The following is a 26,926-nucleotide window of genomic DNA, read 5'->3' as shown; positions in this document are numbered from 1 at the left end:
CCCCACGGCTCGCCGGAGCCTCACGCCGACCGAGGCGCATCAGCAAATGCACAATCTGGGAAACCCGGATCGACGCCCTGACCGTGTCGCTGTTCTCGATGAGGCAGCCATGGACATTCGCTTGTCCATACAGAGGTCGATCACGCGCCTGCCCTCGCGGAGATCGAGCGCCTGCCGTGTGTGTCGATCCGTGTCGCGCGGATCTTGTGTTTCGGCATGCGGCGCTCAAGCCGCGAGCCAGCGGGCGACGTCGTCCGGCTTCGGCAGGCCACCGGCATGCACCACCTTGCCGTCGATGACGATGCCGGGGGTCGAAGCGATGCCGTAACCGGCGATCGCCGCATAGTCGGTGACCTTTTCCACCGTGACATCGAGCCCGAGTTTGGCCGCCGCGTCCCGCACCATCTGCGCCGTCGCCTCACAGCGGGAGCAGCCGGGGCCGAGCACTTTCACGTCTTTCATGACTCCAGCCTTTCCGGTTTCAAGAAAACAGCGCGTTGAACAGGAAACCCACGGCGAGGATGCCGGTGGCGACCACGCCGATGAACACGGCGATCAGCTTCAGGCTCAAGACTTTGCGCAGGATGATCATCTCCGGCAGGGACAAAGCGATCACCGCCATCATGAAGGCGAGCACGGTGCCCAGCGCAGCGCCCTTGGCCAGCAGAGCCTCCACCACCGGGATGATGCCCGCGGCATTGGAATACATGGGAATGCCCAGCAGGACCGCGGCCGGCACCGACCACCACGCATCCCGCCCCATGATGGAGGCGAGGAGGTCCGCCGGGACATAGCCGTGGATGAAGGCGCCCGCCGCGATGCCGGCGATGATCCACATCCACACCTTGCCGACAATGTCGCGCACGGCCTCAAGGCCGGCCTTGATGCGATCCACCAGCGTCATGCCGTTCGGCGGCAAATCGACGGGAGCCGCGCGCACGTTGCGCACCCAGTCTTCCAGCCAGCCTTCCAGGTGCAGCCGGCCGATGACCCAGCCGGCAACGATGGCCACCGCAAGGCCGAAGGCCAGATAGGTGAGCGCCACCTTCCACCCCACGAGCGCGAACAGCAGGCCCAGCGCCACTTCGTTGACCATGGGCGCGGCGATGAGGAAGGAGAAGGTGACGCCGAGGGGCACCCCGGCGGAGACGAAACCGACGAACAGGGGCACCGCCGAGCAGGAGCAGAAGGGCGTGACGATGCCGAGACCGGCGGCGGCGACATTGCCGAGCCCCTCGCGCCGTCCGGCGAGCAGCGCACGCGTGCGCTCGGCGGAGAAGAAGCTGCGCACCACGCCCATGGCGAACACCACCAGCGTCAGCAGCATCAGCACCTTGGGCGTATCGTAGATGAAGAACGCGACCGCTTCGGCCAGATGGCTGCCGGGTTCAACCGGCAGACGGGCCACCAGCCATTGGGAGAACGGCGCGAGCTGGGCATAGACCACGAACCACAGGGCGATCGCCGCGATCGTCACCGCCGCCCAGGCCAAAGGCGATGCCTCCCGCGGCGGCTTGCGCTCGGTCAATGACAGGTCAGCGCTCATGCTGCTCTCCTATCGGACGAAGCATTCAGGCTGTTGAGAACAGCATCGACGATGGCGGCCTGCTCGGCCGGTAATTCGGGGTTGCGACGGTAGCGCACCCATTGGGCATCCCGCCGGTCGATCACCATGCCGGCCTGCTTGAGCACCGCCATATGGCGCGACATGCGAGATTGGGTGACGCCGAGGACGCGCACAAGCTCGCAGACGCAATGCTCGCGCCCGTCCCACAGGAGGCGGACCGCCGCGAGGCGGGTGGGTTCGGCCAGGGCCGACAGAAGGGTGAGCGTGGAGTCCATGGCTTTAATTTACGCTCATGCGCATATGCGTGCAAGCGCATAAAATATGTCATTGTCGGTGGTGCGGAGGTTTCGGCCATCGAGGACGACCGTTTCGGGTCTGACGGCTCGCCGCTCTGGTTCGCGCGGGAGGACGGGGAAGCTGTCCGCGATGCATCGCAAGTGTGGTGCCGCGCCTCATGGATCCGGCAGGAAGGCGCAGGCGCGGCCTAAGATGTTCGGGCTCGCCCCCGGCGCAGTTCGGAGGGCGGACATGTCCGCCCAGAGGTAGGGAGAGCGTCATGAAGATCAAATCCGTTTCCGTTGCGCGGTTCGCAGCGCTCGCGCTGGCCGCGGCATTGTCTGCTGTGCCGGCGAGCGCCCAGATGGGTGGTGGGCCCGGCTCTGGTCCGGGCATGATGGGCCAGGGTGAGGGCTATATGGGGCCCGGCCAGGGAGGGTGGGGCCCCGGATTCCACCGCTCGGCTCGGAGCATGATGGGTGGCTGCGGAGGCTGGATGACGGGTGATGCCGACGGCCAGTTGCCCGCCTTCATCGAGGGGCGTGTCGCCTTCCTGAAGGCCGAGCTCGGCGTCACCGATGCGCAGGCCAAGGTGTGGGACGCCTATGTGGCGGCGATGAAGAACAATTTTATCAGCATGCAGGGCCTGCGCCAGGCCATGCGCGCCAGCTTTGACGCGGACACGCCGATGGATCGTCTTGAATCCCGCATTTCGGTGATGGAAGCCCGCGCCGCTGCTCTCAAGGATATGAAGCAGCCGCTAAGCAACCTCTACGCCGCGCTCAGCGATGACCAGAAGAAGAAGGCCAACGACCTGCTCACCGGCATGGGATGCATGATGTGAGCCTGACGAGACGCGACGCTGGCCCGGGCGGGTGCCCGCCCGGGCCACAAAACAACCGGCGGTCTCGCTCCCTGAACCGGCGGAGAAAAGGGGCTCACGTCAGAGTTTCTGAATGCGGGCGGGTTCTTTGTCGTCAGGGCACAGGCGCATCCGCTTTGACGCAGCATCGCGCACGCGGTCTGTGTCGCCCGATTGCAGCGCTTCATGCCGTGCGAGACTGAGCAGGTCGACGTCGAAAGGGGCGCGGTCGAGAGCTTCGCGTATCACGGTCGCGCGCTCGCGCGGCGTCTCGACGGCCACAGCGACATCGAAGGCGCCGCCCGCGCGTCTACAGCGCGGCTTCGTAGATGGCGAGAGCGTCCGCCTCGGTGACGGGGCGCGGGTTGTTGACCAGCAAGCGCATCTGCTTCATCGCCTCCGCAGCCAGAAGCGGCAGGTCGTTGCGGGTGATGCCGACGGCGGCGAGCCCCGGGGGCAGGTCGAGGGCGCGGCTCAGCTCCGCCAATGCCGTGGCAAACGCGGCGGCCCGTTCCGTCGCAGGCACGTCGGCCAGCTCTGGGAAGGCGTCCGCGGCGATCTCGCCGTAGAGCGTGGCGGCGGCGGGCATGTTGAAGCGCAGCACCGGGGCCAGCACCAGCGCATTGGACAATCCGTGCGGCACATGGAAATGCCCGCCGATGGGATAGGCGAGCGCATGCACCGCGGCGACCGGGGAATTGGCGAACGCCTGCCCGGCGAGAAGCGAGCCGAGCAGCATGTCGCTGCGCGCCGCGATATTCGCGCCGTCGAAGGTGGCGGTGCGGATGGCGCCGCCAAGCAGCCCCAAGGCCTGCCGGGCGAGTGTGCGCGACAGCGGATTGTTGTTCGGTGAGGCGGAAGTGTAGGCCTCGATGGCGTGAACCATGGCGTCGATGCCGGTGGCGGCCGTCACCGCCGGAGGCAGGCTCAGGGTCAACTCGGCGTCGAGGATCGCCATGTCGGGCAGCAGATGCGGTGTCACGACGCCCATCTTCGTGGCGGCGCCCGTGGTGATGATGGAAATGGGTGTGACTTCCGAGCCGGTTCCGGCGGTGGTGGGCACCAGCACCAGCGGCAAGCGCGGCCCGCGGGCGCGGTTGACGCCGTAGATGTCCGCGAGTGCTTCGCCGCTGCCGGCGATCAGTGCCGCCACCTTCGCCACGTCCATCGGCGATCCGCCGCCGATGGCAAGGAGGCCGCTCGCCCGGTGCGCTGCGACGAGGTTGGTCAGGGCGGCGACGTTCGCCTCCGGCGGGTCCGCCACCACGTCGTCGAAAATGGCGACCGCGATCCCGGCGGCAGCGAGGGAGGCGAGGGCGGGAGCGACAAGCCCGGCCGTGCGCAGGCTCTTGTCGGTGACGAGGACGACGCGCGGGCCGAGCAGCGGTCCGGCCAGATCTGCGATCCGGCGCGCGGCGCCGGGCTCGAGCACGATGGAGCGCGTGGTGTTGAAGACGAAACCTGCCATGGTCTGCCTTTCCGCCGTCAGGAGCCGCGACCGATGCGGATGCCCGCGGCTTCCCGGTCGAAGGTGTCGGAGGTGACGCCGGCGGCGCGCAACTCGTGCTTCTGCACCTTGCCGCTTGCGGTCTTGGGCAGCGCTTCCACCTGCCGGACATAGCGCGGCACCATGTAGTGCGGGATGCCGGCGGCCAGGAAGCGGATGAGGTCCTCGGCGTCGAGAGTCGCACCGTCCACCGGCGTCACCACCACCAGAACCTCGTCCTCGCTGAGGGCGCTGGGCACGGCCACCGCGGCGCATTCCTTCACGGCTGGATGGGTGCGCACCTCGGCTTCCAGCGCGAACGAGGAGATGTTCTCGCCGCGGCGGCGGATGACGTCCTTCAGCCGGTCGACGAAGAAGAAGTTGCCATCGGCGGTTCGGCGGAAGCCGTCGCCGGTGTGGAACCAGCCGTTGCGCATCGCCTCGGCGGTGGCCGTGGGATTGTTGTAGTAGCCCTTCATCAGGGCCCACGGCCGGTGGGCGCGGATGACGAGCTCGCCGGTCGCCCCCTCCGGCACCTCGAGGTCGTGCTCGTCGACGATGCGCAGTTCGAACCAGGGGCGGGGCTGGCCGGCGATGCCCTTTTCGGTGATGCCGGGGCCGGCGTGAAGGGGGCTCGCGATCTCGGTCATGTTGTAGATGGTCCAGGCCTCGACGCCGAAGCGTTCGGCGAAGGCAGGACCATCCTCGCCGAAGGGCGTGATGAAGGCGCGGCGCAGGGGATGGTCACGGTCGGTCGCGGCCGGCGGCGCCTTCAGGAGGAAGCTCGCCATCACGCCAAGCAGCAGCACGTAGGTGGATCCGGTCTCGCGTACGGCGGGCCAGAAGTCCTGGGTGCGGAACTCCCGCATCATGCCGATGGAAAGGCCGCGCGCGAGCTGGGCGTAGACGTAGAGCGTCGATCCGCAGTGGAAGATGGGGCCGCAGATCAGGCAGCGCTCGTCGTCCGCCACGGCGAACGCGTCGGGGCCCATGGTGTAGAGCTGGGTGTAGGACGAGATCACGCCCTTCGGGCTCCCCGTCGTGCCCGAGGTGTACATGATGGCCTGGGTGTCCCACGGCTCGATGGGGCGGTCGAGGTCGAGATCGGCGGGGGCGAAATCGTCCCGGTCTTCCAGGGCCACGACATCGAGGCCCGGCACCGGCTCAGGCGCGCCCGCCACCGTGAGGACGACGGAGAGCTTGCCCGGCGCCACCTCCCGCAGGCGGGGCAGAAGACTTGCCTCCGCGATCATCAGCGGGGCGTCGGCATCGTTCAGGATATGCTCCAGTGGCCGGCCGCGGCTCGCAGTATTGAGGGGCACATAGACGGCGCCGAGGTAGTTGATGGCGAACCAGGTGGCCAGCAGCTCGGGCCCGTTGCCCATGAAGCAGAGCACATGGTCGCCCCGCCGGACGCCATGGCGGACGAGCGTGGCCGCGCGCCGACGCACGCGGGCGAGCGTCTCCGCATAGCTCCAGGTGCAGGTTTCGGCAGGCCCCGGCCAGAATTGCACGAAGGGCGCCTGCGGCCGCTCCGCCGCGCGGCGCTCAAGCATGGCGCGCAGCACCGCATGGTCGCGCGACAGCGCTGCTTCCTGCTCGCTCATCCTCGTCCTCCCCCTTGGCCGGCGTATTCGTGACGCCCTTGGAGCCTGTTGCAAAGGCTCAATCCTTATGCAACATACTCAGTAGTATGTAAAGGACGGGCTGTTCGGAGGGCCTGCGGCGCCATGAAAATCGTGGAGATCGAGCGGGCCGGCACCATCGCCGTCGCGCGCTACGACCGCGGCGGCAAGGCCAATGCGCTGAGCCTTGCCGCCATCGAGGCGCTCACGGCCGCCGCGGCGGAGCTGGAAGCGGACACGACGGTGCGGGTCGTGGTGCTTGCCGGCACGCCCACCCGGTTCTCCGCCGGGGTGGACCTCAAGGACGAGGCCCTTTGGCGGCCGGATGACGACATCTCAGCGCGCCATCATGCCATGGCCGCAGGCGGACGCATGTCCGAGCGCTGGCGCCGCCTGCCGCAGGCGGTGATCGCCGCGGTGGAGGGGCCGGCCATCGGCGGCGGCGCGATCCTGGCGCTGGCGGCCGACTTCCGGGTTCTGGCGGACGGCGCCTTCTTCCGTTTTCCGGAGGTGCGCCTCGGCATGACGCTGGGCTGGGGCGGCCTGCCGCTGCTCTCCGCTCTGGTGGGGCCGGCCCGCGCCAAGCGGCTCCTCTTCTGCGACGAGACCATTTCCGCCGCCGAGGCGGTGGCGATGGGCCTTGCCGACAGGCGCGCACCGCAGGGCGGCGCACTCGACGCCGCGCGGGCGTGGGCCGGCGAGATCGCGGCCTGCCCACCCCTCGCCCTCGCCATGACCAAGCGCGCGCTTGATGGCTCGGCGGGTGGCAACTGGGCCGCGGCCTACGAGGCCGACCAGTTCCTGCTGTCCAGGCTGGTTTCGGAGGCGACCAGCTAACGGGTCGTCCCGTCAAGCAACGACGGCGGGCTCAAACCGCCGCGTCCCCAAAAGCACCCAAGGGAGGATATCTGATGACGCGCGGATTTTTCGGCTGCGCCGCTCTGGCGGCGCTCGTCCTGTCAGGCGGTCCGGCGGCTGCGGAGACCTGGCGTCTCGGCGTGCTCACGGACATGTCCGGCATGAACGCGGACCTCGCCGGTCCCGGTTCCGTCGCTGCGGCGAAGATGGCGGTGGAGGATTTCGGCGGCAAGCTGCTCGGCCGTGACGTCGAGGTCATCGTCGGCGACCACCAGAACAAGCCGGACGTGGGCGCCAGCCTGGCGCGCGGCTGGATCGACCAGCAGAACGTGAAGGCCATCATCGATGTGCCGACGTCTTCGGTCGCCATGGCGGTGCAGGAGGTGACGCGCAACACCGACACCGCATTCCTCGTCTCCACCGCGGGTTCCTCGGAGCTGACGGGCAAGGCGTGCTCGCCCTCCACCGCCCACTGGACGTGGGACACCTATGCCCTCGCCAACGGCACCGGCCGCGCCATGACGCAGGACGGCGGCAAGAGCTGGTTCTTCATCACCGTGGACTACACCTTCGGCCACGCGCTGGAGAAGGACACGAGCGAGGCCGTGAAGGCGGCGGGCGGCACCGTGGTGGGCAGCGTGCGGCACCCGCGCGAGACCTCGGATTTCTCCTCCTACCTGCTGAAGGCGCAGGCCTCCGGCGCCAAGGTGGTGGCGCTGGCCAACTCCTCCGGCGACACCATGACGGCGCTGAAGCAGGCGCAGGAATTCGGCATCACCCAGGGTGGCCAGCGCATCGCCGGGATGCTGCTGTTCCTCACCGACGTGCATGCGGTCGGGCTCGACATCGCCAAGGGCCTGACGCTGACCACCGGTTTCTACTGGGACTATGACGACGCGACGCGTGCCTGGTCGAAGCGGTATGCGCAGCGCATGAACGGCCGGATGCCGACCATGGTGCATGCGGGCGTCTATTCGGCGGTGACGAATTTCCTGAAGGCCGCCGAGGCGGCCGGCACCGTCACCGGATCGCAGGTGATGGCCAAGCTGCGCGAGGTCCCCATCAACGATTTCTTCGCCCGCAACGCCTATCTGCGCAAGGACGGTCGCCTCGTGCACGACATGTACCTCGTGGAGGTGAAGGCGCCGAAGGACTCCAAGGGGCCGTGGGACTATTACAAGGTCCTGCGCACCATCCCCGGAAAGGAAGCGTTCCGCCCCATAGAGGAGAGCGCCTGCCCGCTGGTGAAGGGCTGAGGGTCTCTCCGGACGGAACGGGTCGGGCGCCCGCAGCCCCTGGATGCGGGCGCAAGAGAAATGGACTTCGTGCAGGACCGGGGAGGCCGTCGCGGCCTCCCCGTCTTCAGTGAGGGAGGGAGCCGTCGTGGACCATTCGCAGCAGAAGGCTGCCGTTTCCGGCATCGTCATTCTGGCTGACCGCGTCCGCCCGGAATGGGTGGATTACAACGGCCATATGGGCGATTTCGCCTATGGCATCGTCTTTTCCGATGCCGCCACGGCCTACATGGAGCGCCTGGGGCTGGACGCCGACTATCGCACCGCGCAGGCCGCAACTCTCTACACGCTCGACAGCCGGATCGGATACCTTCACGAATGCCACGAGGGCACGGCACTTTCGGTCGAGCTGGTGGTGCTGGCGGCGGATGCCAAGCGCATGCACATCCTCATGCGGCTCATCGATGCCGAGGGCGTGGCGCTCGCCTTGTGCGAACAGGTGCTGATGCATGTCTCCCGCGCCGCGGGCGCGCCACGGGCCGCGCCCTTTCCCGCCCACGTGCAGATGCGCCTTGATGCCGATGCGGCGGCCCACGCCCCCCTCCCGCGCCCGGCCTGGCTCGACAGGCGCATCGGCCTTTCGGCACGGGGCTGATCCTGGGACGCCAAAAGACCGGCCCCGGATTGCTCCGGGGCCTTCAGGCTGCTCGGGAGAAACTCACGCCACCTCGAACAGGCCGGCCGCGCCCATGCCGCCGCCCACGCACATGGTGACCACAACGTAGCGTGCGCCCCGGCGGCGGCCCTCGATGAGGGCATGGCCTGTCATGCGGGCGCCGGACATGCCGTAGGGATGGCCGATGGAGATGGCGCCGCCGTTCACGTTCAGCCGCTCGTCGGGAATGCCGAGCCGGTCGCGGCAATAGAGGAGCTGGGCAGCGAAGGCCTCGTTCAGCTCCCACAGGCCGATGTCGTCCACCGTCAATCCGTGACGGGCCAGCAGCTTCGGCACGGCGAAGACCGGGCCGATCCCCATTTCTTCCGGCGCGCAGCCCGCCACCGCCATGCCGCGGTAGATGCCCAGCGGAGAAAGTCCGCGCCGCTCGGCCGCCCTGGCCTCCATCAGCACGCAGGCGGAGGCCCCGTCAGAGAGCTGAGAGGCGTTGCCCGCGGTCACGCAGCGGCCTTCCGCCACCTCGATGCCGCCCTTGAACACCGGCTTCAGCGCCGCGAGGCCTTCCGCGGTCGTGTCGGCGCGGTTCCCCTCGTCCCGCGTGAGGCGCACCGCCTCGCGGCGGGTCTCGCCCGTGGCCTTGTCGGTGATGACCTTCACGGTGTCGAGGGGCACGATCTCGTCGTCGAAAGCGCCGCGGGCCTGCGCCTGCGCCGTGCGCTGCTGGGACTGGAGGGCATAGGCATCCTGCGCCGCGCGGGAGACGCCGTAGCGCGCGGCCACGATCTCGGCGGTCTCGATCATGCTCATGTAGGTCGAGGGCACGTGAGCATCCAGCCAGGCGTCGTGCCAGCCAAAGACGTTCATGCGCTCGTTCTGCACCAGCGAGACCTGCTCGACACCGCCGCCGACCGCGATCTCCATGCCCTCGCCGACGATCTGCCGGGCAGCGATGGAGATGGCCATGAGACCCGAGGCGCACTGGCGGTCGACGCTCTGGCCGGGCACATGGACGGGCAGGCCGGCGCGCAGCGCGGCGGTACGGCCGATGTTCATGTGCGTCGTGCCCTGCTGCAGGGCGGCACCCATGATGACATCCTCCACCTCGCCGCCCTCGATGCCGGCGCGGGCGATCGCGCTCGCAATGGCGTGGCCGGCGAGCTGAGGGGCGCTGGTGTCGTTGAAGGCACCGCGATAGGCCTTGGCGATGGGCGTGCGGGCGGTGGAGACGACGACGGCTTCCCTCATGATGCGGGATCCTTCCGGGGAACGTGGAGCGTTGCTGCGAGGGCCCTCAGCTCCGGGCTGAGCGGTTGCGGGCGGCGGCTGGCGCGGTCCACATAGACATGGATGGTGCGCCCCACCGCGGCGGTGAGGGGAGCGCCGGACCGGAACAGGCCGAAGCCCCAGGTGAGGCTGGAGCTGCCGATGCGCTCGATGCGCACGCCAACCTCCACTTCGTCCGGGTAGCTCACCTCGGAGAAGTAGTCGCAGCCGACCTTGGCGACGATGCCGATGGGCCCGGTGCCGGCGAAGTCGAGCGCACCCGCCCCGATCAGCGCCCGGTTGAGGGCGCTGTCGAAATATTCGAGATAGACCACGTTGTTCATGTGGCCGTAGCGGTCCACGTCGTTCCAGCGCGTCTGCATGGCATACAGGCGCGGGAACGCCGTCCGCCCCTCGGGGGCGGGGCGAGGCTCGCTCATGGAAGCTCCCTTCAGGCCGCCGCGATGGCTGCGGCCTTGGCGCGCGCGATGATGCGCTCCACATGGGCAAGGCCGGCCTCGGTCTCGATCGCATTGTCCAGCCGGGCGAGATCGGCAAAGGCGGCCGCGACCGCTTCGGGGGTGCGCTGGCCCTGCGGCAGGAACACGCCTTCCGTCTCCACGATCGCCATGCGTGACACGGTGCCCGCGCCGGCGAGCAAAGCGGTGCGGCTCGGCGCCTCCTCGCTCACGAGGTAGAGGGCGGCGGGCGTGACATTCTCGGGTGCGAGATGGGCGAGGGTCTGCTCGTCCAGCATGTCGCCGGTCATGCGGGTGGCGGCCGTGGGCAGAACGGCGTTGACGCGTATGCCGTACTTTTCGCCCTCGAAATGCAGCACGTTCATGAGGCCGATGAGCCCGGCCTTGGCGGCGCCGTAGTTGGACTGGCCGAAATTGCCGTAGACGCCGGAGGTGGAGGAGGTCATCAGCACGCGGCCGTATTTCTGCGCGCGCATGGTCTCCCACACCGCCTTGGTGGCGTTGGCCGAGCCCAGCAGATGCACCGCGACCACGGCCGCGAAATCCGCCATATCCATCTTGGCGAAGGTGCGGTCGCGCAGGATGCCGGCGTTGTTGATGAGGATGTCGATGCGGCCGAACGCCTGCAGGGCAGCCGCTGCCATCGCTTCCATGTCCGAAGCGGAGGTGACGTTGCCGCCGTCCGCGATCGCCTCGCCGCCGCCGGAGCGGATCTCGTCCACCACTGCCTGCGCCGCGGCGGTAGAGCCGCCGGTGCCGTCGCGCGCGCCGCCGAAATCGTTCACCACCACCTTGGCGCCGCGGCGGGCGAGCTCCAGCGCGTGCGCGCGGCCGAGCCCGCCGCCGGCGCCCGTGACGATGGCCACCCGCCCCTCGAACGAGATGCTCATGCCTTGTCTCCCTTGAGAATCAGAACCAGCCATTCCGCCGCGAGGGCCGGCTTGGCGGCGTGTTCGAGCTCGACGGTCACGTCGAAGCGATTGAGGATGCCGCCGCCCTTGGGCTCCTGCGCCGCGACGCGGAACACGCCGCGGATGCGCTGGCCCACCGGCACCGGCATGAGGAAGCGCACCTTGTCGAAGCCGTAGTTGATGCCCACCTCGCCCGGTCCGGGCAGCTCCATCACCTCGGCGCCGAGCTTCGACAGCAGGGACAGCACCAGGAAGCCGTGGGCGATGGTGCCGCCAAAGGCGCTCTCCCGCGCTGCGCGCTCGGGGTCCACATGGATGAACTGATGGTCGGAAATGGCGTCCGCAAACAGATCGACGAGAGGTTGGGTCACGTCGAGCCAGCCGCTCACGAGAGGCGGAGCGCCGGGGGAGGGGATGGGAAGGGACATCGGGACCTGTTCCGGCTTGTCCTGCGGCGGCATCGCGCACGGGCGGGACGTTGGCTTACAACATACTCGGTAGTATGCATTTGAGAGGGGCTTTGTCCAGCCACCTCATCCGGGTGAAGGATTTGCAATCGTTCGCTAGGCTGCGGGCGCGCGGCAGCCTAGCGTGCAGGCGCACTTAGCAAGGGTCTGGGCAGGACATGGCAGGAAAAGGCAACGCTGGCAAAGCCAAGACGGGCACGGGCAAGACGGTCTCGGGCAAGACGGCGACGACTAAGGCAGTCACGGGCAAGACGGGCGCCGGCACGGCGGGCGAAGCGATGGCGGGCGGGAGCACGCTGGAGATCCGGAGCGACGGCACCGGCAATGCCGACATCCTCGAGGCGGCGGCCGCGTGCTTCATGGAGCAGGGCTTCTCCGCCACGAGCATCGACGACGTGGCGCGCCGCCTCGGCGCCACCAAGGGCCGCATCTATCATTACTACGCCTCGAAGACGGACCTCTTCTTCGACGTGCACCGCGAGGGCATGGACCGCCTGTTCGCCGCGGTGGAGACGGCGTCGGCGATGCCGGGCACGGCCGGCTCGCGCCTTGCTCGAATGCTCAAGGCACACGCGCTGGCGTCGATGGAGAACCATACCTACATCGCGGTTGTGGTGCAGGGCGTGCACATGCACCGGCTGGCGGCCACCACCCCGGCCCAGCGGCGCACCCTTGATGCCGTGATGGACATGCGCCGTCGTTACGAACGCTTGTTTCGATCCATGCTCGACACGGCTCTGGAAGACGGCAGCGCGATAAGCGAATCTCCCTCAATCACCATCAAGGCTGCCCTCGGCGCCATCAACTGGATGTCGATCTGGTATCGCCCCAAGGCCGGCGAGACGGCCGCGGACCGCGAGGCGCTGGCGGAGCAGATCGTGCGCCCGCTACGCTTCGGCTTCGAGCCTCGACGAGGCTGATTGCAGCCGGTTCAGGGCGCCTTGGTGCCCTGCCTCCGCCTCTGCATGAATTTCGATCGAGCAGCGCGGGGGCACCATGTCGGCGCTGGAAGTACGCGACAAACCGTGGCTTGCGCGGGGATTGCTCCGGCGAAACAAGATCGAAATGTGAAATAGCTATTCCAGTTACCCTGGGATAGCCTGCCATTGCCCTGAGCCAGGGCGGCGGGGCATTTCATGACAATTCGATCGTTTTTTTGCGACGTGTCGCGCACACGCGCACTCGGGCTCGTCGCCATGGGCCTGGGTGCCGGCAGCCTTGCGCAGAGCGCGCTGGCCGAGCCCCTGCCGTCTTCGCCGACGACCTATGAGACGCTGAATTACGGGACGAACGGGACGTTCCTCACCGGCATTCGCGGCGACAACATCGTCGGCAACTACACCATTCCCGGCAGCACCGAGACCGGCGGCCTCTACTACAACATGACCAGCCGCACCTGGTCGCCCATGCCGGAAACCACCAACAACGGGGTCAACTATCCCGGCGCCATCGGTTCGTCGCCCTACGGGCCGAGCTTCGGAACCCCCGGCGGCATCCTGCGTGTGGTGGGCAGCTATCAGACCGAAACGTCGGCCCCGTATGACCTCAGCTATCTCTACGACGCCGCCGCGGCGCCGGGGCAGACGCTGACGCCGCTGGCCTATCCGGGCGCCGACACGCTCTACACCATTGCCCACAGCAACTTCGGCAACCAGGTGGTCGGCGACTACGACACCCGGCTCGCGACCGGTAACGCCTTCATCTACAATATCGACACAAAAACCTATACCACCAACAACATACCAGGCGCGGTCAGCACCACCGCCTATGGCATCTACGGCGACAAGATCGCCGGCGGCTATGGCGAGGTCGAGGTCGGCGGCGGGCTGCACGCCGAGCACGGCTACATCTACGACCAGACCACCGGCACCTATCAGACCTACGACCACCCCGGCGCCGTCGCGACCCATTTCGAGGGCATCACCGGGGCCGGCCGCTCCGGCGAGTACAACCTCGTCACCAACTGGGTGACGGCGGACGGCGTGGTGCATCCCGCGGTCATGCACATCGACGCCCTCGGCGTCGTGACCTGGTACGAGATCGACATCCCCGGGGCAGTCGTGTCGTCCAACTCGGCCTATGGCGACAATGTCGTGGGCATCTATGTCTCGACCGCGGGCGGCACGACCACCATAAACGGCTTCATCGCCACCATTCCCGGCATGTACAACCCGATCCGCAACATCGGGACCCTGAACTTCGCGGGCGAAAATGCCGCCGCTCTGTCGGGCATGAAGGGTGACGACATCATCAACAGCGGCACCATCAATGTCACCGGCAACGGCGGCATCGGCATGCGTGGCGAGACCTATGGCGTGCTGACCAACAAGGGCACCATCACCGCCACCGGCATCGCCGGGGCGGCGGTGGACTTGCATGGCGATTACGGCACCTTCCTGAACTACGGGATCCTGAAGACCACGGTCGAGGCCGATGCCCTGCGCACGGGCCCGGACAGCCATGGCACCGTGATCGTGAACGCGGGCATCATCGATGGCCGGCTGGCTGCGACGGCGGGGCCGGACAAGAGATTCGAGAACGCCGGCTGGCTCGGCGTCAGCGGCACCGGCCCGACCATCACCCACCTCCTCAGCGGCACCTTCGTGCAGACCGCGACGGGCACCTACGCCGCGCGCGTGACGGACAAGGGCAGCGACTTCCTGGAGGTGACGGGCACCATACGGCTCGACGGCACGCTGCAGGCGTCCTTCCTCGACACCAGCTTCGCCCCGACCACGACGCTCATCGTCGCCACCGACGGCATCACCGGCACCTTCGATCATGTGGTCACCCCCGGCCTGCCGGCGCTGTTCGACGCGAGCGTGGCCTATGCCCCGAACGCGGTGACCATGACGGTCGCGGCCGATCTCGCCGGCAAGGCGGGCAACACGCCGAACCAGCGCGCGGTCGGCGGTGCCCTCGATCGCGTCATCAACACCACCACCAACGGCCTGCTGACGACTCTTCCCACGGCGCTCAGCCCGCTCTACGGCCTCACCGTGGCCGAACTGCCCGGCGCGCTTACCGCCCTCTCCGGCGAGGCCTATGCCAGCACGAAGACCGTTCTCTTGGGCGACAGCGCGTACAGCCGCGACGCATTGCTGGGACGCCTGCGCCAGGGCTCCTATGCCGGCCAGGGCGGCCCGACGGCCGCGCTCGGCTTTGGCGGGCCGGCGCTCGCCTATGCCGCGCCGACCACGTCCGGCGTGCCATTCCCCGCCAAAGCGCAGCCTTCCGCCGAACCCGCGTTCAACGGCACCATCTGGGCGCAGGCCTTCGGCGGGTGGAGCGCCTATGGCGGCGGCCGCGACACCGCCGACGTCGATGCCAACATCGGCGGGATCATTTCCGGCGCTGACGTGAAGGTCGAGAACTGGATGCTCGGCGCTGCGATCGGCTACACGCATTCCAATGCGCAGATGGATGCGCTGGCGAGCCAGTCCAACACCGACAGCATGCTGGTCGCGCTTTATGCGGGCACCAGCTCCGGGCCATGGAAGCTGCGCCTTGCCGCCAGCTACGCCTTCAACCAGATCGACGCTTCGCGCACCATCGCCTATCCCGGCTTCTTCCAGCGGGCGAACGCCGATTATTCCGGCGGGACCGGGCAGGTGTTCGCAGAGGTCGGCTACGGCTTCGCCGTCCAGCAGCTGGCGCTGGAGCCCTTCGCGGGCCTTGCCTACGTCCACTTGAACACCGACGGCTTCACCGAGACGGGCGCATCGGCCGGCCTGTTCGGTGCGTCCAACTCGATGGGCGTCGGCTACTCCTCGCTCGGCCTGCGGCTGGCGAGCACCGTGGAGCTGTCACGCGGCATGGCGCTGGAGCCCCATGCCTCGCTCGCCTGGCAATATGCCTTCGGCGACCTCACCCCCGATGCCCGGCTCGCCTTCCTCAGCGTCCCGAGCGCGAACTTCACCGTCGCCGGCGTGCCGCTGGCGCAGAACACCGCGCTGGTGAAAGTAGGCGCCGACCTGCGCATCGGCGAACAGGTCCGCTTCGGCATGGCCTATGTCGGCCAGTTCGCAGACAGCGTGACGGTCAATGCCGTCCAGGCCAATCTGGCCTGGCGCTTCTAGCGGCGGGATGCGGAGATCCCCCGCCACGGCACCCGCGGCGTCGGCCTGCTCCGCCGCCTAGGGCTGTGGTCGCGTAAATTGACCTCCCTTGAGCAACTTAACTCCCATTCGATGGTCGATGGGGTTGGCTGAACATTGTAATTCTTGATATTTCCGCGTGTGATTCAAGTATGTATCAAGTCAGATACCATCAATTGATGGGCAGTATATTTGCGAATCCGATATGCTGGTCCTGCTCGCCATAAACGTGAGCGCACCATAAACGAGGTTCACGAGAAGGCAGGCTCCATGGGGGACAGCTCAACACCTGATCGCCGCTGATGCAGATCCGCACCTCGATTGTGCGGATCTGAATCTAGCTTGATCTATTCGGCCTCGGCCCCCGGTGGCGCCGATGGTCGCGGCTGTTTTGATGCCGGAGCGCCGGGAGACGACAGGGCGCATCACCAGTTCTGTCGATGCGCCGTGAGCGCGGTGGAGATAATTCCCTGGCACCGGGTCCGCAAAGGGGCCCCTTGGTGCGGGCTGCGATCTTCGAGGCCCGGGACGTCTCACTGCGAGTGATCCCATGCGAAACACCTTCGGACTGATTTCCGGCCTGTGGCTCGGTACGCTGGCGGTGCTGCCGGCCTCGGCGATGCCTCTGGCGCGCCCTCCCGTGCCAGAGTCCGCCGTCGTGACCCCCATCGCCCAAGGTTGCGGTCCGGGCTGGTGGCGTGGGCCGTGGGGGCATTGTCGTGACACCCCCTATACCGGCCGCGTGCCGGGCGGCGGGTGGGTCTACGACCTGCCCCCCGCCTACGGCTACTTCGGCAATGGCTGCCCTCCGGGCTACTGGCACGGGCCGTGGGGCCACTGCCGCGACACCCCCTATCACGGTCGGCTGCCCGGTGGCGGATGGCAGTGACGGCAACGGCCGTCTCCTCTCAAATCCAGCGACACGGAAGATCCTGACCATGAACTGCACTCTTGTGGCCGCCCTGACGGGCGCTCTTCTCATCGCCATGCCCGCAGCGCAGGCCCAGACGGCACCGCCGGCCGGCGCGCCGCCGGCGCCGCCCGTCGTGGAACTCTACAGCGCGGCGGATGCCCAGGCCGTGCTCGAGGCGCGCCTTCTCGCGCTGAAGACGGTGATGACCCTCAGTCCCGAACAGCAGAAGCTCTGGCCGCCGGTGGAGGCCGCCATCCGCGCGGTGGCGAAGCTGTCCGCCGAGCGCCGGGCCGAGCGGGCAAAGGCGCCTCCGCCGGCTGATTTCGTCGAGATCCTGGACCGCATCGCCGATGCCGAGGCGCTGCGGGCGCGGGACCTCAAGACCGTGACAGCCGCGCTGAAGCCTCTCATCGCGTCTCTCACGCCGGAGCAGCAGCGGCGCATCCCCGCCTTCCTCGGACTGCGCGAAGGCACCGGCGGCCTGCCCCAGCCCACCGCCGAGATCTGGCTGTTCGAGGAAGAAAACTAGGATCAAATCGATATCATCCCATCACCTGCGGTCTCACGGAGGCTCCCATGCCCATCTCGTTCCTGCATTCGAAAGGAACCGAAGCGCCCATCAAGATCCCCGCCATCGGGCTCGACCTGTTCGTGCGCATGCCGCCGGCGGCGAGTTCGGGCGAGTTCTGCTTCATCGAGACCATCAATGCCCCCGGCGCGGGTCCGCCCCGGCATCGCCACCGCGAGGCGGAGATCTTCCGCGTCATCGAGGGCCGGTATCTCTATGAGGCGGACGGCCAGCGCTTCTATGCCGAGGCCGGTGACGTGGTGAGCATTCCCGGTGGGGTCGAGCACGGCTTCTGCAACGTGACCGACAAGCCCGCGCGCCAGTACATCCTCATGGCTCCGGCGCTTGATGCGGCAGCCTTCTTCACCGAGCTGGCCGGCGTGATGCACGATGGCATCCCCGACCAGGCCGCGCTCAATGCCTTCGGGCTGAAATGGCACGTGGAATTCCTGGGGCCGCCCGTCAACAGGAACGATCAGCCCACGGAATAATGCGCCGCCGCGCAGCCACCATCGACGCAAGATCGAGGTTCGCCCCGCTAGGCGGGCCGAAGCACAACATCAGGGGGAGGACAGGATGAAGGATCCGGTGCTCATCGCCGGCGCGGGGCCGGTCGGCCTGACAATGGCCCTGGAACTGGCCCGATACGGCGTCCCGGTACGGATCATCGACAAGGTCCCCGAGGCGACCCACACGTCCCGGGCCGTCGCGGTGTGGCCACGAACGCTGGAACTGCTCGACCGCTCCGGGGCGGCGGCGGACATCATCGCCATGGGCAACAAGGTCACCGTTGCCAACATCCTGTCGGGTGGCCGTCCGGTGGCCTCGCTGTCGCTCGACCAGATTCCTTCACCCTATCCGTTTGCGCTGATGGTGCCGCAGTACGACACCGAAGCCGTGTTGCGGCGTCACCTCGCAGCTCACGGCGTCACGCCCGACCTCGGCGTCGAGCTCCTCGGTTTCGAGCAGGACGAGGATGGCCTCTCCGCCCGCATGAGGGAGCCCGACGGCACGGAGCGCACCGAGCCATATGCCTATCTGGTGGCCTGCGACGGCGCGCACAGCGTCGTGCGCCATCACCTCGGCCTCGACTTCCTGGGCGATACCCTCGGCCTCGACTGGACGCAGGGTGACTTTCACCTGAGCGGGTATCCCTTTCCCTCCTCGCAGATGGCCATCTTGTGGCACGAGGACGGGCCACTGCTGTTCTTCCCCATGGCGCCCGACCGCGCGCGCATCATCACCAGCCTCGGCCCCTCAAGCGCAACGCCGCCCGTCGCGCTGGACCAGGAGGCGTTCCAGAAGATGGTTGACGCCCGTGGCCCCGGGGGCATCACCCTCACCGGGACGGAATGGGTCAGCGCCTTCCGCATCAACGAGCGGCAGGTGGAGAACTATCGGTCCGGGCGGGTCTTCCTCGCCGGCGATGCGGCTCACATCCACAGCCCGGCCGGCGGGCAGGGTATGAACACCGGCATGCAGGACGCCATCAATCTGGCGTGGAAGCTGGCCCTCGTGATCCGCGGCATCGCCAGCGCGCCGGCGCTTTTGGAGAGCTATGATCTGGAACGCCGCCCGGTCGGCGCGATGGTGATCGCGGCCTCGGGGCGCATGACCCGGATCGGCACGCTGGCCGACCACACGCTGCAGCATGTGCGCGACTTCGTCGCCCATATCGTGATGGGGCTTTCGCCGGTGCGGCGGGCCATCACGGGGCTGATGGCGGAAGTCTCCATCGGCTATCCGGACAGCCCGCTCAACGGACCCTGCCAAGGCGAAGCGAAGGCGGGCGCGCGGGTGCCGCCGGTGGCGGGCGAAACGCCGTTCGGCGCGGGCGACACGCCGCTGTTCACCGCGTGCGGCGGTGCCGGCGCGGCCGAACTCGCCGCGCGCTTTCCCCAGCTCGTGGCCGCTGCGTCGCCTCGATCTGACGGCGGAGCTTTCGTCTCGCTGGTCCGGCCGGACGGCTACCTCGCAGCCCAGGTGGAGGACGCGGACTGGCAGGACCTCGTGCCCTATCTCCAGCGGATCGGGGCGGAGCAGTGCCCGCCCCTCGCGTGAAACCATCCCCGAATGGCTGCGGCGGGCGAAACGACCGTTCGCTTCACAGCTGAAGGACTTGCGATGCCTCGCCTCCTCGATGCGGAAGAGCTTGACCTGCTGGCCATCGGCGCCTGGATTCTCGGGACCGGAGGCGGCGGGTCGCCCTATGCCTCCCACCTCGTCGCCCGGCAATTCTATGAGGACGGCGGCCGGATCGCCCTGCTCGACCCGGACGAACTGGCCGATGACGACGTCGTCGCCGTGGTCTCGACCATGGGCGCGCCGCTGGTGTTCCAGGAGCGGATGACCGATGCCGCCTTCGCCTTGAAGCCGGTTCGCATCATGGAGGCTTTCCTGGGCCGGCCTTTCCGCGCCGTGATGACGGTGGAGATCGGCGGCTGCAACGCGTTCCAGCCACTTCTCGTCGCCGCGGCATCGGGCCTGCCGGTGGTGGATGCGGACGCCATGGGGCGGGCCTACCCCGAGGCCCAGATGCAGACCTTCTCGATCGCCGGGCTGCAGATGGTCCCGCACGTCGTTTCCGACATCCGCGACAATGACGTCATCATCCCCACCGCGTCCGGCTGGCATGAGATGGAGCGCGTGAGGCGCAGGGTCTGCACGGAATACGGATCGGTCGCGACCACCTGCCAGGCCCCGCGCACCGGCGCGGAGGTGAAGCGTCACGCGGTCCTGCGCAGCCTGTCGCACGCCATCGCTTTGGGGCGCGAGGTGCGCCGGGCGAAGACGGCGCATGAGGATCCGGTCGAGGCGACCGTGGCCGCCGCCGGCGGCAAGCGGCTGTTCACCGGCAAGGTGATGGATGTGCAGCGGCGCACCACCGAGGGCTTCCTGCGCGGCTCCCTCATCCTCGCGGGCCTCGGCGAGGATGCCGGCGCCTCCTTCGACATCGCCTTCCAGAACGAGTTCACCATCGGGCGGCGCGACGGCGCGGTGATCGTCACGACGCCGGACCTGATCTGCGTGCTCGACACCCTCTCCGGCGAGGCCATCGGCACGGAGAGCCTGCGCTACGGCCAGAGGGTCACGGTCATCGCCCTACCGTCGCAGCCGATCCATCGCAGCGCGGAGGGGCTGCGGCATGTCGGCCCGCGCGCCTTCGGCCATGACGTGGACTTCCACAGCGTCTTCGGGGAGGAGCCGGCATGAGCCGCATCGGAATAGACGTCGGCGGGACCAATACCGATGCCGTCCTGCTCGAAGGCGGCAAGGTGCTCGCCGCGCTGAAGCGACCGACCACCGTCGATGTCGCGGACGGCGTGCGCCGGGCGCTGGTGGATCTGGTGGCCGCGGCTGCAGGCCATCCGGCCCTGGAGCGGATCGAAGCGGTGATGATCGGCACCACGCATTTCACCAATGCCGTGGTGGAGCGCCGCCATCTGGACCGGGTCGCGGCGCTGCGCATCGGCCTGCCCGCCAATGCCGGCCTGCCGCCCTTCATCGGCTGGCCGAAGGACCTCGCGGCAGCCATGCGGGGAAGCATCCACATGGTGGCGGGCGGTCACGAATATGACGGGCGGACCCTGGTGCCGCTGGATCGCGCGGCCGTGCGGCGCGAGGCGCAGCGCATCGCGGAGAGCAGCATCAGCTCAGTCGCCATCACCAGCGTGTTCTCGCCGCTCACTGATGCCTGCGAGCGCGAGGCCGCCGAGATCGTGCGGGAGGTGATGCCCGCGGCCCGCATCACGCTCTCCCACGAGATCGGGCGGATCGGCCTGCTCGAGCGGGAGAATGCGGCGCTGCTGAATGCCGGGCTGCAGGGGCTTGCCCAGCGCACCGCCGCCGCCTTCGTGCGGGCGCTGCGCGAGAGCGGCATCACGGCGCCGCTTTATCTCACGCAGAATGACGGCACCATCGTGCAGGGGGCGGTGGCGGAGCGCCATCCCGTCTATTGTTTCGCCTCCGGTCCCACCAACAGCATGCGCGGCGCCGCCTTCCTTTCGGGCCTGACCGACGCGCTGGTGGTGGATGTGGGTGGCACCACCACCGACGTGGGCTGCCTCAAGGGTGGGTTTCCGCGCCAGGCCAATGCGATGGTCGAGATCGGCGGGGTGCGCACCCTGTTTCGCATGCCGGACCTGATCTCCATCGGCCTCGGCGGCGGCACGGAGATCGCGGATGACGGGCGCCGGATCGGTCCAGGCAGCGTCGGCTTCCGGCTGCCGGAAAAGGCGCTGTGCTTCGGAGGCGATACGCTGACCGCCACGGACATCGCGGTCGCGGCCGGACGGATCGCGCTGGGAGAGCCGGGCCTCGTGGGCAGGCTGCCCCGCCCCCTGGTGGCCGACAGCCTCCGACACATGGAACACATGGTTGCGGAGGTGGTGGACCGCATGAAGACCGATGCCGCGCCTATACCCCTCATCGCGGTGGGCGGCGGGAGCTTTCTGGTGCCCGATCACATGGAGGGCGTCTCGGAGGTGGTGCGTATCGAGCACCATGCCGTGGCCAATGCGGTGGGCGCCGCCATTGCGCAGGTGAGCGGCGAGGTGGACCGCATCTTCTCCGGTGTCGAGCGCGACGCGGCGCTCGATGAAGCGCGCCGGGAGGCGACGCGGCGGGCGATCGAGGCGGGCGCCGAAGTGGGCAGCGTTCAGACGCTCGACGTGGAGGACATTCCGATCGCCTATCTCCCCGGCAATGCGCGCCGCGTGCGCGTGCGTGTCATCGGCGAGATCGCGCGGCTCGCCGGGTAGCGCAGGGGGACGGATGGCCAGCGGGCGCCGATCTGACCTGCTTAAAGGAACCGCACATGCACAATGATCTCGATGAAGCGACGCCGGCCGGACAGGGCCCGGCGGATCGGCGCGTGTATCGCGAAGCCTCGCCAACGGAATTGATCTACATCGCCACGCGCATGATCGTGGTGAGCCGCAGCAGCATCTCCGGAACGATCGGCAGGGCCCAGTTCGAGGCGGCCGTCGCGCATCTCGAAGCGCGATATGGAATCCTGCGCTCGGTGGTCGAGGACGGGTATTTCGTGGAGCGGTCCGATGACCGATCGGCGATCGAGGCCTGGTTGCCCGCCGACAGCTGCTCCGCCGAGCCCCTCTACGCCCAGCTGCTGAACGCCGACCTCGACACCGGAAAGACCCTCTATGCCATCCACGTCATCGCCGCCGATGACGCGCTCGATGTCTTCATGCTCACATCCCATGCGATCACGGACGCGATCTCGCTGATCGAGCTGCATTCCTGTCTCGCCCACATGTGCGATTGCGTCGTGCGCGGCGAGGCCCCGGCCCTCGGCGTGCAGCCGTTCCCGACCCCGGTCGATGAAGCCGTGAGCCGCAGCCTGGCGGCGCTTGGAACGGATGCGCCGCCGTCTTCCTATTCCGGAGTGTTCGCCGAGATTCCCATGGCCGCGCCCCATGATGGCGGCCCCGTGACCCATCGGCTCGAGCGGGTCGTGATCGGGGCGGACGCGGTGCATCGGATCAAGGAGGCGAGCCATGCCACCGGCTCTTCCGTGCACGCGCTGCTGCTGGCCGCGTTCGCGCTCGCCATAGGTGATATCGCGGACGGACACCCGCGTCAGATTCTCATGCGATCATCGGTGGACATGCGCCGGCGGCTCGAGCCCCACGTTTCCCCCGAACTGGTCTTCACCGCCATCACCGGGCACATCACGCCCGTCCCCGACCTCGACCGGCCCATGATCGAGATCGCCCGCTTCATCTTTGACGATGTCCATCAGGGACTGGCCAACGGCAGCATTTTTCACGACTACATCAATTATCCCAAGGCATTCGGCAGCCCACAGCAGGCGCCGGTCGCCATCAATGTTTCCGATATCCAGACGGTGCAGTTTCACTGGCCTCTCGAGCGGTTGGCCGTGACCGGATTCGAGTATGCCTTGGGCTGGATGAAGAAATTCCCGAATGTCTCCGTGTCGGTCTATGACGGCACGCTGATCGCCAACATCGTCTATGTGGAAACGTTCGCCACTCCTGCAACGATCCGCGCCATCTCGGACGGCTTCGTCAGGAGGCTCGATTCGGTCTGCGAACAATAGAGACCCCGCACCCGCGCGGGGCGCGGGTGCGAGGTTACGTCTACTTCGCAGCGAGCGGAACGTAACGCGGTGTCCAGATCTTGGCACGCAAGCGCTGCTGGATCTGATCGACTTTGACGTCGGGGGCGTCGCCTTCCCGGTGCGCCTGCATCGCGACCGCGAGGGCGACCTTGGCCGCGACCTCGCGCAGGGCGCTCACCGGAGGCAGAAGATTGTGCTTCGGGTTGTCGCGCGCCGGCGACGCGTCTGCCAGCGCCTTCGCTGCCGCCATGAACATGCCATCCGTCACGCGGCTGGCGCCGACCGCCAGAACGCCGAGGCCAACGCCGGGAAAGATGTAGGAATTGTTGGTCTGGTCCACCTTGAAGCGGGTGCCGTCGCGCGGGAGCGGGGGAAACGGGCTGCCGACGCCCACCAGAGCCCGCCCGTCGGTCCAGGCCTCGATATCCGCCGGCGTCGCTTCCGCGCGCGAGGTGGGGTTCGACAGAGGAAAGATGACCGGCCGCGGGTTGCACGCGGCCATGGCGCGCACCACCGGCTCGCCGAAGGCGCCCGCCTGGCCGGAGACGCCGATCAGCACGGTCGGCCGTGCATTGCGCACCACGTCGAGGAGCGCAATCGTGTCGGGATGGTCGAGCGTCCAGCCTTCGATTGCCGCCCGGTTCTGGGCGAAGGGCGCCTGGAAGGACGCGAGGCCGGGCATGTCTTCGGTCAGAAGCCCATCACGGTCCACCATGAAGAAGCGCGCCGCCGCCTCGCTTTCCGACAAGCCGGCATCGCACATGGCAGAGCGGATCAGGCCGGCGATGCCGCAGCCGGCCGAACCGGCGCCGAACACTGCCACCCGCTGCTCGGTCAGTGGCACGCCGGTGACGTTGATGGCCGCCAGCAAGGTGCCGGTCGCCACCGCCGCCGTGCCCTGGACATCATCGTTGAAGGTGCAGAGCTGGTCGCGATAGCGCTCCAGCATGCGCGTCGCATTGCCCTTGGCGAAATCCTCCCATTGCAGGAGAACCTTGGGCCAGCGCCGGATGACGGCTGAGACGAATGCCTCGATGAAGTCGTCATACGCCTGCCCCCGCACCCGCTCGTGGCGCCAGCCCACATAGAGCGGATCGGCGAGGCAGTCGGCATTGTCGGTCCCGACATCGAGCAGGATCGGCAGGGTGGTCGCCGGATGCAGGCCGCCGCAGCCCGAATAGAGTGCGAGCTTGCCGATGGGGATGCCCATGCCGCCCGCCCCCTGGTCTCCCAGCCCCAGGATGCGCTCGCCATCGGTCACGACGATCGCCTCCACCGCGTCGAAGCGCGGCTGAGCGAAGATCTGGTCGAGCCTTGACTGGTGCGGAATGCTGAGGAACAGGCCCCGCGGCTTGTGGTAGAGGCGGCTGAACTGCTGGCAGCCGGCGCCGACGGTCGGCGTGTAGACGATGGGCAGCAGCTCTTCCAGGTTCCCGACCAGCGTCGCGTAGAACAGGGTCTCGTTGATGTCCTGCAACTCGCGCAGGAAGGCATAGCGTTCGAGATCGGTCTCGAACTGGCGCAGCGACTGGAGGGCGCGGTAGATCTGCTCGTCCAGGGTCGAGACATGCGGCGGCAGCAATCCGTGCAGATGGAAGGCGTCGCGCTCTTCCTCGGAGAAGGCCGTGCCCTTGTTGAGCTGGGGGTCGGCCAGCAGTTCGTACCCGCTCAACGCGGTGGATACGAGCGCGGGGGTCGCTTCAGACATAAAGATCGCTCCTGCACTCGCCGGCCCGGGCGAGTTCGATGTAGGTGTCAGGTCCGTAATGGAGGGTGTTGCGCGCGTAATAGGGCGGCACCTGCATGTCGAACTGCGCGTGCCCGTGGCTGACGTCGCTGCGCAGGAGATCGGTGCGGCTGGCGATGTCGAGGCGCAGCCGCTCGCCTGGCTTCAGCACCACGGGCTGCGGCGTGAGGCTGAAGCGCAGCGTCACCGGGACGCCGGGGGTGAGCGGCTCGGGCTGGTCGATGTCGATGGCGATCTCGGTCGCAGTAGAGCGCGCCGCGTCGATCCTGCGGCAGGCAGGGCGGATCGCGCCCATGGACAGGATCTGGTAGCCGCCGTCGGCCGAGACGATGCCGGTGCGGGCCACCACGTAGGAATCGATCTCGTTGGAGCTGAAGGAGAGGCTCAGCGTCACCGGGCCGGTCAGCTCCGTCTCCTCCTCTATCGGCAGCTCGAAGGTGAGGCGCTGGGTCTCCACCTCGTCGAAACCCGCCGTCACGATGGCGCCGAGGGGCACCGCCGCCCATCGGTTCGTCCCGCCCCCGCCCGGCGCGTTGTCGAGGCGGTGGGTTGCGGCGTCGGCGCCATTGGAGGCTGGGTAGAGGCGGAGCGCCGTGCTGCCGGGCAGCGGCCAGTCGGGCGCGCTGCGATACTCCTTGGCGCCTTCCGTCCAGTATCGCACCCGCGGCTGGGCGGCATAGCCGTTGTCCGCGCCGTAGACGAGATGGTCGAAGAAGGCGAGCGCCTCCAACTGCCAGGCATAGACCGGCAGGTCATAGGTCGCGGGGCCGATGATGAGCCAGCGGTGATCTTTCGGCGTGCCGGCATTCTCGAACAGGTCGTAGGCGCCGAACTGGTGCAGGTTGAGGTAACCGGCATTCTGCACCACCACGAACGGCATCTCGATGTCCCCCAGCGCGCCGGACGGACCGGACGGCAGCACGCTCGTCGCCCGGGTCTTGCCGTCGAGCATGAGGGCGGCGAACAGGCGGCGCGTCTGGAGCGCCGGCACCTCCCGCTGGAAGGTCCTCATGATCCGCGTCATGCGCTTCTTCAGCTGTGGCCACCACACGTGCTTGAGGGGCGAGTTGGTGATGTGGCTCATCACCGCGCGCAGCAGTGGTGGCAGATACAGCCTGAACTGCAGGGGCGTGAAGTTCGCGCCCATCCAGAGCGAGAAGAAATCCGGCTGCGGCGCGCCGCCAAACATGGCGATGTGGCGGAAGTAATCCGTGCACATCTCGTTGGTGAAGAAGCCCTTCAGGGCCAGCGGGCGCAGCCGCGCCACCTGCGGCTGGGTCAGCCCGTAATAGGAGGTGCCGAACAGCACCACCTGCCCGTCGCACCAGGGCTGGGCGGCGGCCCAGGCGATGACCTTGGCGTGGTCTTCCACGTCCGTGTCGTTGAGATAGACGGCATCGGCGCCGCCCGAGCGGCCCATGCCGCGGCGGGTGACGATGACATGGGCATAGCCGTGATCGGTGAAGATCGGCGGGCTGCCGGTCTCGTTGTTGCCGGCCGGCACGCCGGCTGCCTGCAACTCCTTGGAATAGGCCGCGAAGCAGATGACCGCCGGATAGCGGCCCGGTGCCTTGGGCACGTAGACATCGGCCGCAAGGCTGACGGATGGGGCGACCTCGACCATCTGGTCCGCGAGGACGCGGCAGCCGAGGCCCGACTTCGCGGCGCGTCCCGGCGTCCAGCCGGCGAGCTGCGGGCCGAACAGGCCGCCCTTCGGCGCGATGAGATTATCCCAGAAGCCCGGCTTCCCGTTCTTGGCCGTCATGTGCGTTCTCCCCCGGTTTCCAAGCCCGCCG

25 protein-coding genes are annotated in these 26,926 nt (G+C 68.0%); 13 read left to right on the top strand and 12 right to left on the bottom strand.

The features are described from left to right. Positions 1–225: 225 nt before the first annotated feature. From V5F74_RS17135 to V5F74_RS17125, 3 genes are read right to left on the bottom strand one after another with little or no spacing between them, the layout of a single operon-like run. Positions 226–462 (bottom strand): thioredoxin family protein, encoded by a 237-nt coding sequence (locus V5F74_RS17135; RefSeq protein ID WP_394009408.1) that lies wholly within the window; start codon positions 460–462, stop codon positions 226–228. Between the two features lie 19 nt (positions 463–481). Beyond that, positions 482–1,546 (bottom strand): permease, encoded by a 1,065-nt coding sequence (locus V5F74_RS17130; RefSeq protein WP_394009406.1) that lies wholly within the window; start codon positions 1,544–1,546, stop codon positions 482–484. Continuing rightward, the gene (locus tag V5F74_RS17125) at positions 1,543–1,842 is read right to left on the bottom strand and encodes an ArsR/SmtB family transcription factor (protein WP_029557027.1); all 300 of its coding nucleotides are present in this window, start codon (positions 1,840–1,842) and stop codon (positions 1,543–1,545) included. Before V5F74_RS17125 ends, V5F74_RS17130 begins: the two co-directional genes overlap by 4 nt. Before the next feature lie 281 nt (positions 1,843–2,123). On the opposite strand from V5F74_RS17125, the gene V5F74_RS17120 reads away from it, so the two are divergent. Further along, on the top strand, positions 2,124–2,687 hold the full coding sequence (locus tag V5F74_RS17120) for a Spy/CpxP family protein refolding chaperone (protein ID WP_250168486.1): 564 nt from the start codon (positions 2,124–2,126) through the stop codon (positions 2,685–2,687). A gap of 99 nt (positions 2,688–2,786) precedes the next feature. Here V5F74_RS17120 and V5F74_RS17115 read toward each other — a convergent pair whose 3' ends face one another. Genes V5F74_RS17115 through V5F74_RS17105 form a run of 3 tightly spaced genes read right to left on the bottom strand, consistent with a single transcriptional unit; the run spans position 2,787 to position 5,798 of the window. Beyond that, the gene (locus tag V5F74_RS17115; protein ID WP_394009403.1) at positions 2,787–2,987 is read right to left on the bottom strand and encodes a hypothetical protein; all 201 of its coding nucleotides are present in this window, start codon (positions 2,985–2,987) and stop codon (positions 2,787–2,789) included. A 28-nt stretch (positions 2,988–3,015) separates the two neighbouring features. Then, on the bottom strand, positions 3,016–4,173 hold the full coding sequence (locus tag V5F74_RS17110) for an iron-containing alcohol dehydrogenase (protein ID WP_394009401.1): 1,158 nt from the start codon (positions 4,171–4,173) through the stop codon (positions 3,016–3,018). A 17-nt stretch (positions 4,174–4,190) separates the two neighbouring features. After that, positions 4,191–5,798, bottom strand: a complete 1,608-nt coding sequence (locus V5F74_RS17105; protein WP_394009399.1) for an AMP-binding protein — start codon at positions 5,796–5,798, stop codon at positions 4,191–4,193. A gap of 123 nt (positions 5,799–5,921) precedes the next feature. On the opposite strand from V5F74_RS17105, the gene V5F74_RS17100 reads away from it, so the two are divergent. The 3 genes from V5F74_RS17100 to V5F74_RS17090 all read left to right on the top strand — a co-directional run bounded on the left by V5F74_RS17100 (position 5,922) and on the right by V5F74_RS17090 (position 8,564). Continuing rightward, positions 5,922–6,653 (top strand): enoyl-CoA hydratase/isomerase family protein, encoded by a 732-nt coding sequence (locus tag V5F74_RS17100; protein ID WP_394009397.1) that lies wholly within the window; start codon positions 5,922–5,924, stop codon positions 6,651–6,653. A 74-nt stretch (positions 6,654–6,727) separates the two neighbouring features. Then, on the top strand, positions 6,728–7,930 hold the full coding sequence (locus V5F74_RS17095) for an ABC transporter substrate-binding protein (RefSeq protein ID WP_394009395.1): 1,203 nt from the start codon (positions 6,728–6,730) through the stop codon (positions 7,928–7,930). A 127-nt stretch (positions 7,931–8,057) separates the two neighbouring features. After that, a complete protein-coding gene (locus V5F74_RS17090) occupies positions 8,058–8,564 on the top strand; it encodes a thioesterase family protein (protein WP_394009393.1) in 507 nt (168 codons plus the stop codon). Between the two features lie 63 nt (positions 8,565–8,627). Here the strand turns inward: V5F74_RS17090 and V5F74_RS17085 are convergent, their stop codons facing one another. From V5F74_RS17085 to V5F74_RS17070, 4 genes are read right to left on the bottom strand one after another with little or no spacing between them, the layout of a single operon-like run. Then, the gene (locus V5F74_RS17085) at positions 8,628–9,830 is read right to left on the bottom strand and encodes an acetyl-CoA C-acyltransferase (protein WP_394009391.1); all 1,203 of its coding nucleotides are present in this window, start codon (positions 9,828–9,830) and stop codon (positions 8,628–8,630) included. Next, positions 9,827–10,288: an acyl-CoA thioesterase gene (locus V5F74_RS17080; RefSeq protein WP_024277402.1), complete on the bottom strand. Its 462-nt coding sequence runs from the start codon at positions 10,286–10,288 to the stop codon at positions 9,827–9,829. Before V5F74_RS17080 ends, V5F74_RS17085 begins: the two co-directional genes overlap by 4 nt. 11 nt (positions 10,289–10,299) lie before the next feature. Then, complete coding sequence (locus tag V5F74_RS17075; RefSeq protein WP_394009389.1) at positions 10,300–11,217, bottom strand: SDR family NAD(P)-dependent oxidoreductase; 918 nt, start codon at positions 11,215–11,217, stop codon at positions 10,300–10,302. Then, positions 11,214–11,666 (bottom strand): MaoC family dehydratase, encoded by a 453-nt coding sequence (locus V5F74_RS17070; RefSeq protein ID WP_051679428.1) that lies wholly within the window; start codon positions 11,664–11,666, stop codon positions 11,214–11,216. Before V5F74_RS17070 ends, V5F74_RS17075 begins: the two co-directional genes overlap by 4 nt. Positions 11,667–11,863: 197 nt before the next feature. On the opposite strand from V5F74_RS17070, the gene V5F74_RS17065 reads away from it, so the two are divergent. The 9 genes from V5F74_RS17065 (at position 11,864) to V5F74_RS17025 (ending at position 23,362) form a co-directional block, all read left to right on the top strand. After that, complete coding sequence (locus V5F74_RS17065) at positions 11,864–12,625, top strand: TetR/AcrR family transcriptional regulator (RefSeq protein ID WP_394009387.1); 762 nt, start codon at positions 11,864–11,866, stop codon at positions 12,623–12,625. Positions 12,626–12,868: 243 nt separating this feature from the next. Further along, positions 12,869–15,784 (top strand): autotransporter outer membrane beta-barrel domain-containing protein, encoded by a 2,916-nt coding sequence (locus tag V5F74_RS17060; RefSeq protein WP_394009385.1) that lies wholly within the window; start codon positions 12,869–12,871, stop codon positions 15,782–15,784. 568 nt (positions 15,785–16,352) lie between these two features. Further along, a complete protein-coding gene (locus V5F74_RS17055; protein ID WP_250167611.1) occupies positions 16,353–16,691 on the top strand; it encodes a GCG_CRPN prefix-to-repeats domain-containing protein in 339 nt (112 codons plus the stop codon). Positions 16,692–16,740: 49 nt separating this feature from the next. Then, positions 16,741–17,244 carry a Spy/CpxP family protein refolding chaperone gene (locus V5F74_RS17050; RefSeq protein WP_374251457.1) on the top strand — a complete coding sequence of 168 codons (504 nt, stop codon included), beginning with the start codon at positions 16,741–16,743 and terminating at the stop codon, positions 17,242–17,244. A 47-nt stretch (positions 17,245–17,291) separates the two neighbouring features. Next, positions 17,292–17,774 carry a cupin domain-containing protein gene (locus tag V5F74_RS17045; RefSeq protein WP_029557040.1) on the top strand — a complete coding sequence of 161 codons (483 nt, stop codon included), beginning with the start codon at positions 17,292–17,294 and terminating at the stop codon, positions 17,772–17,774. Between the two features lie 85 nt (positions 17,775–17,859). Further along, positions 17,860–19,344, top strand: a complete 1,485-nt coding sequence (locus tag V5F74_RS17040; protein ID WP_394009381.1) for an FAD-dependent monooxygenase — start codon at positions 17,860–17,862, stop codon at positions 19,342–19,344. Positions 19,345–19,407: 63 nt separating this feature from the next. Then, on the top strand, positions 19,408–20,496 hold the full coding sequence (locus tag V5F74_RS17035; protein ID WP_394009377.1) for a DUF917 domain-containing protein: 1,089 nt from the start codon (positions 19,408–19,410) through the stop codon (positions 20,494–20,496). After that, entirely contained in the window at positions 20,493–22,043 is a 1,551-nt protein-coding gene (locus V5F74_RS17030) for a hydantoinase/oxoprolinase N-terminal domain-containing protein (RefSeq protein ID WP_394009376.1), read from the top strand. The genes V5F74_RS17035 and V5F74_RS17030 overlap by 4 nt, the downstream gene beginning before the upstream one ends. 56 nt (positions 22,044–22,099) lie before the next feature. Then, entirely contained in the window at positions 22,100–23,362 is a 1,263-nt protein-coding gene (locus tag V5F74_RS17025; protein ID WP_394009374.1) for a phthiocerol/phthiodiolone dimycocerosyl transferase family protein, read from the top strand. Between the two features lie 40 nt (positions 23,363–23,402). Here the strand turns inward: V5F74_RS17025 and V5F74_RS17020 are convergent, their stop codons facing one another. Together V5F74_RS17020 and V5F74_RS17015 are read right to left on the bottom strand one after the other, a co-directional pair. Next, complete coding sequence (locus V5F74_RS17020; RefSeq protein WP_394009372.1) at positions 23,403–25,091, bottom strand: NAD-dependent malic enzyme; 1,689 nt, start codon at positions 25,089–25,091, stop codon at positions 23,403–23,405. Next, positions 25,084–26,895, bottom strand: a complete 1,812-nt coding sequence (locus V5F74_RS17015; RefSeq protein WP_394009370.1) for a CocE/NonD family hydrolase — start codon at positions 26,893–26,895, stop codon at positions 25,084–25,086. The genes V5F74_RS17020 and V5F74_RS17015 overlap by 8 nt, the downstream gene beginning before the upstream one ends. Between the last annotated feature and the right edge of the window lie 31 nt (positions 26,896–26,926).

This window comes from Xanthobacter aminoxidans, from assembly GCF_043193615.1.
Lineage (GTDB): Bacteria > Pseudomonadota > Alphaproteobacteria > Rhizobiales > Xanthobacteraceae > Xanthobacter > Xanthobacter aminoxidans.
This window is presented reverse-complemented; position numbering and strand designations above follow the sequence as displayed.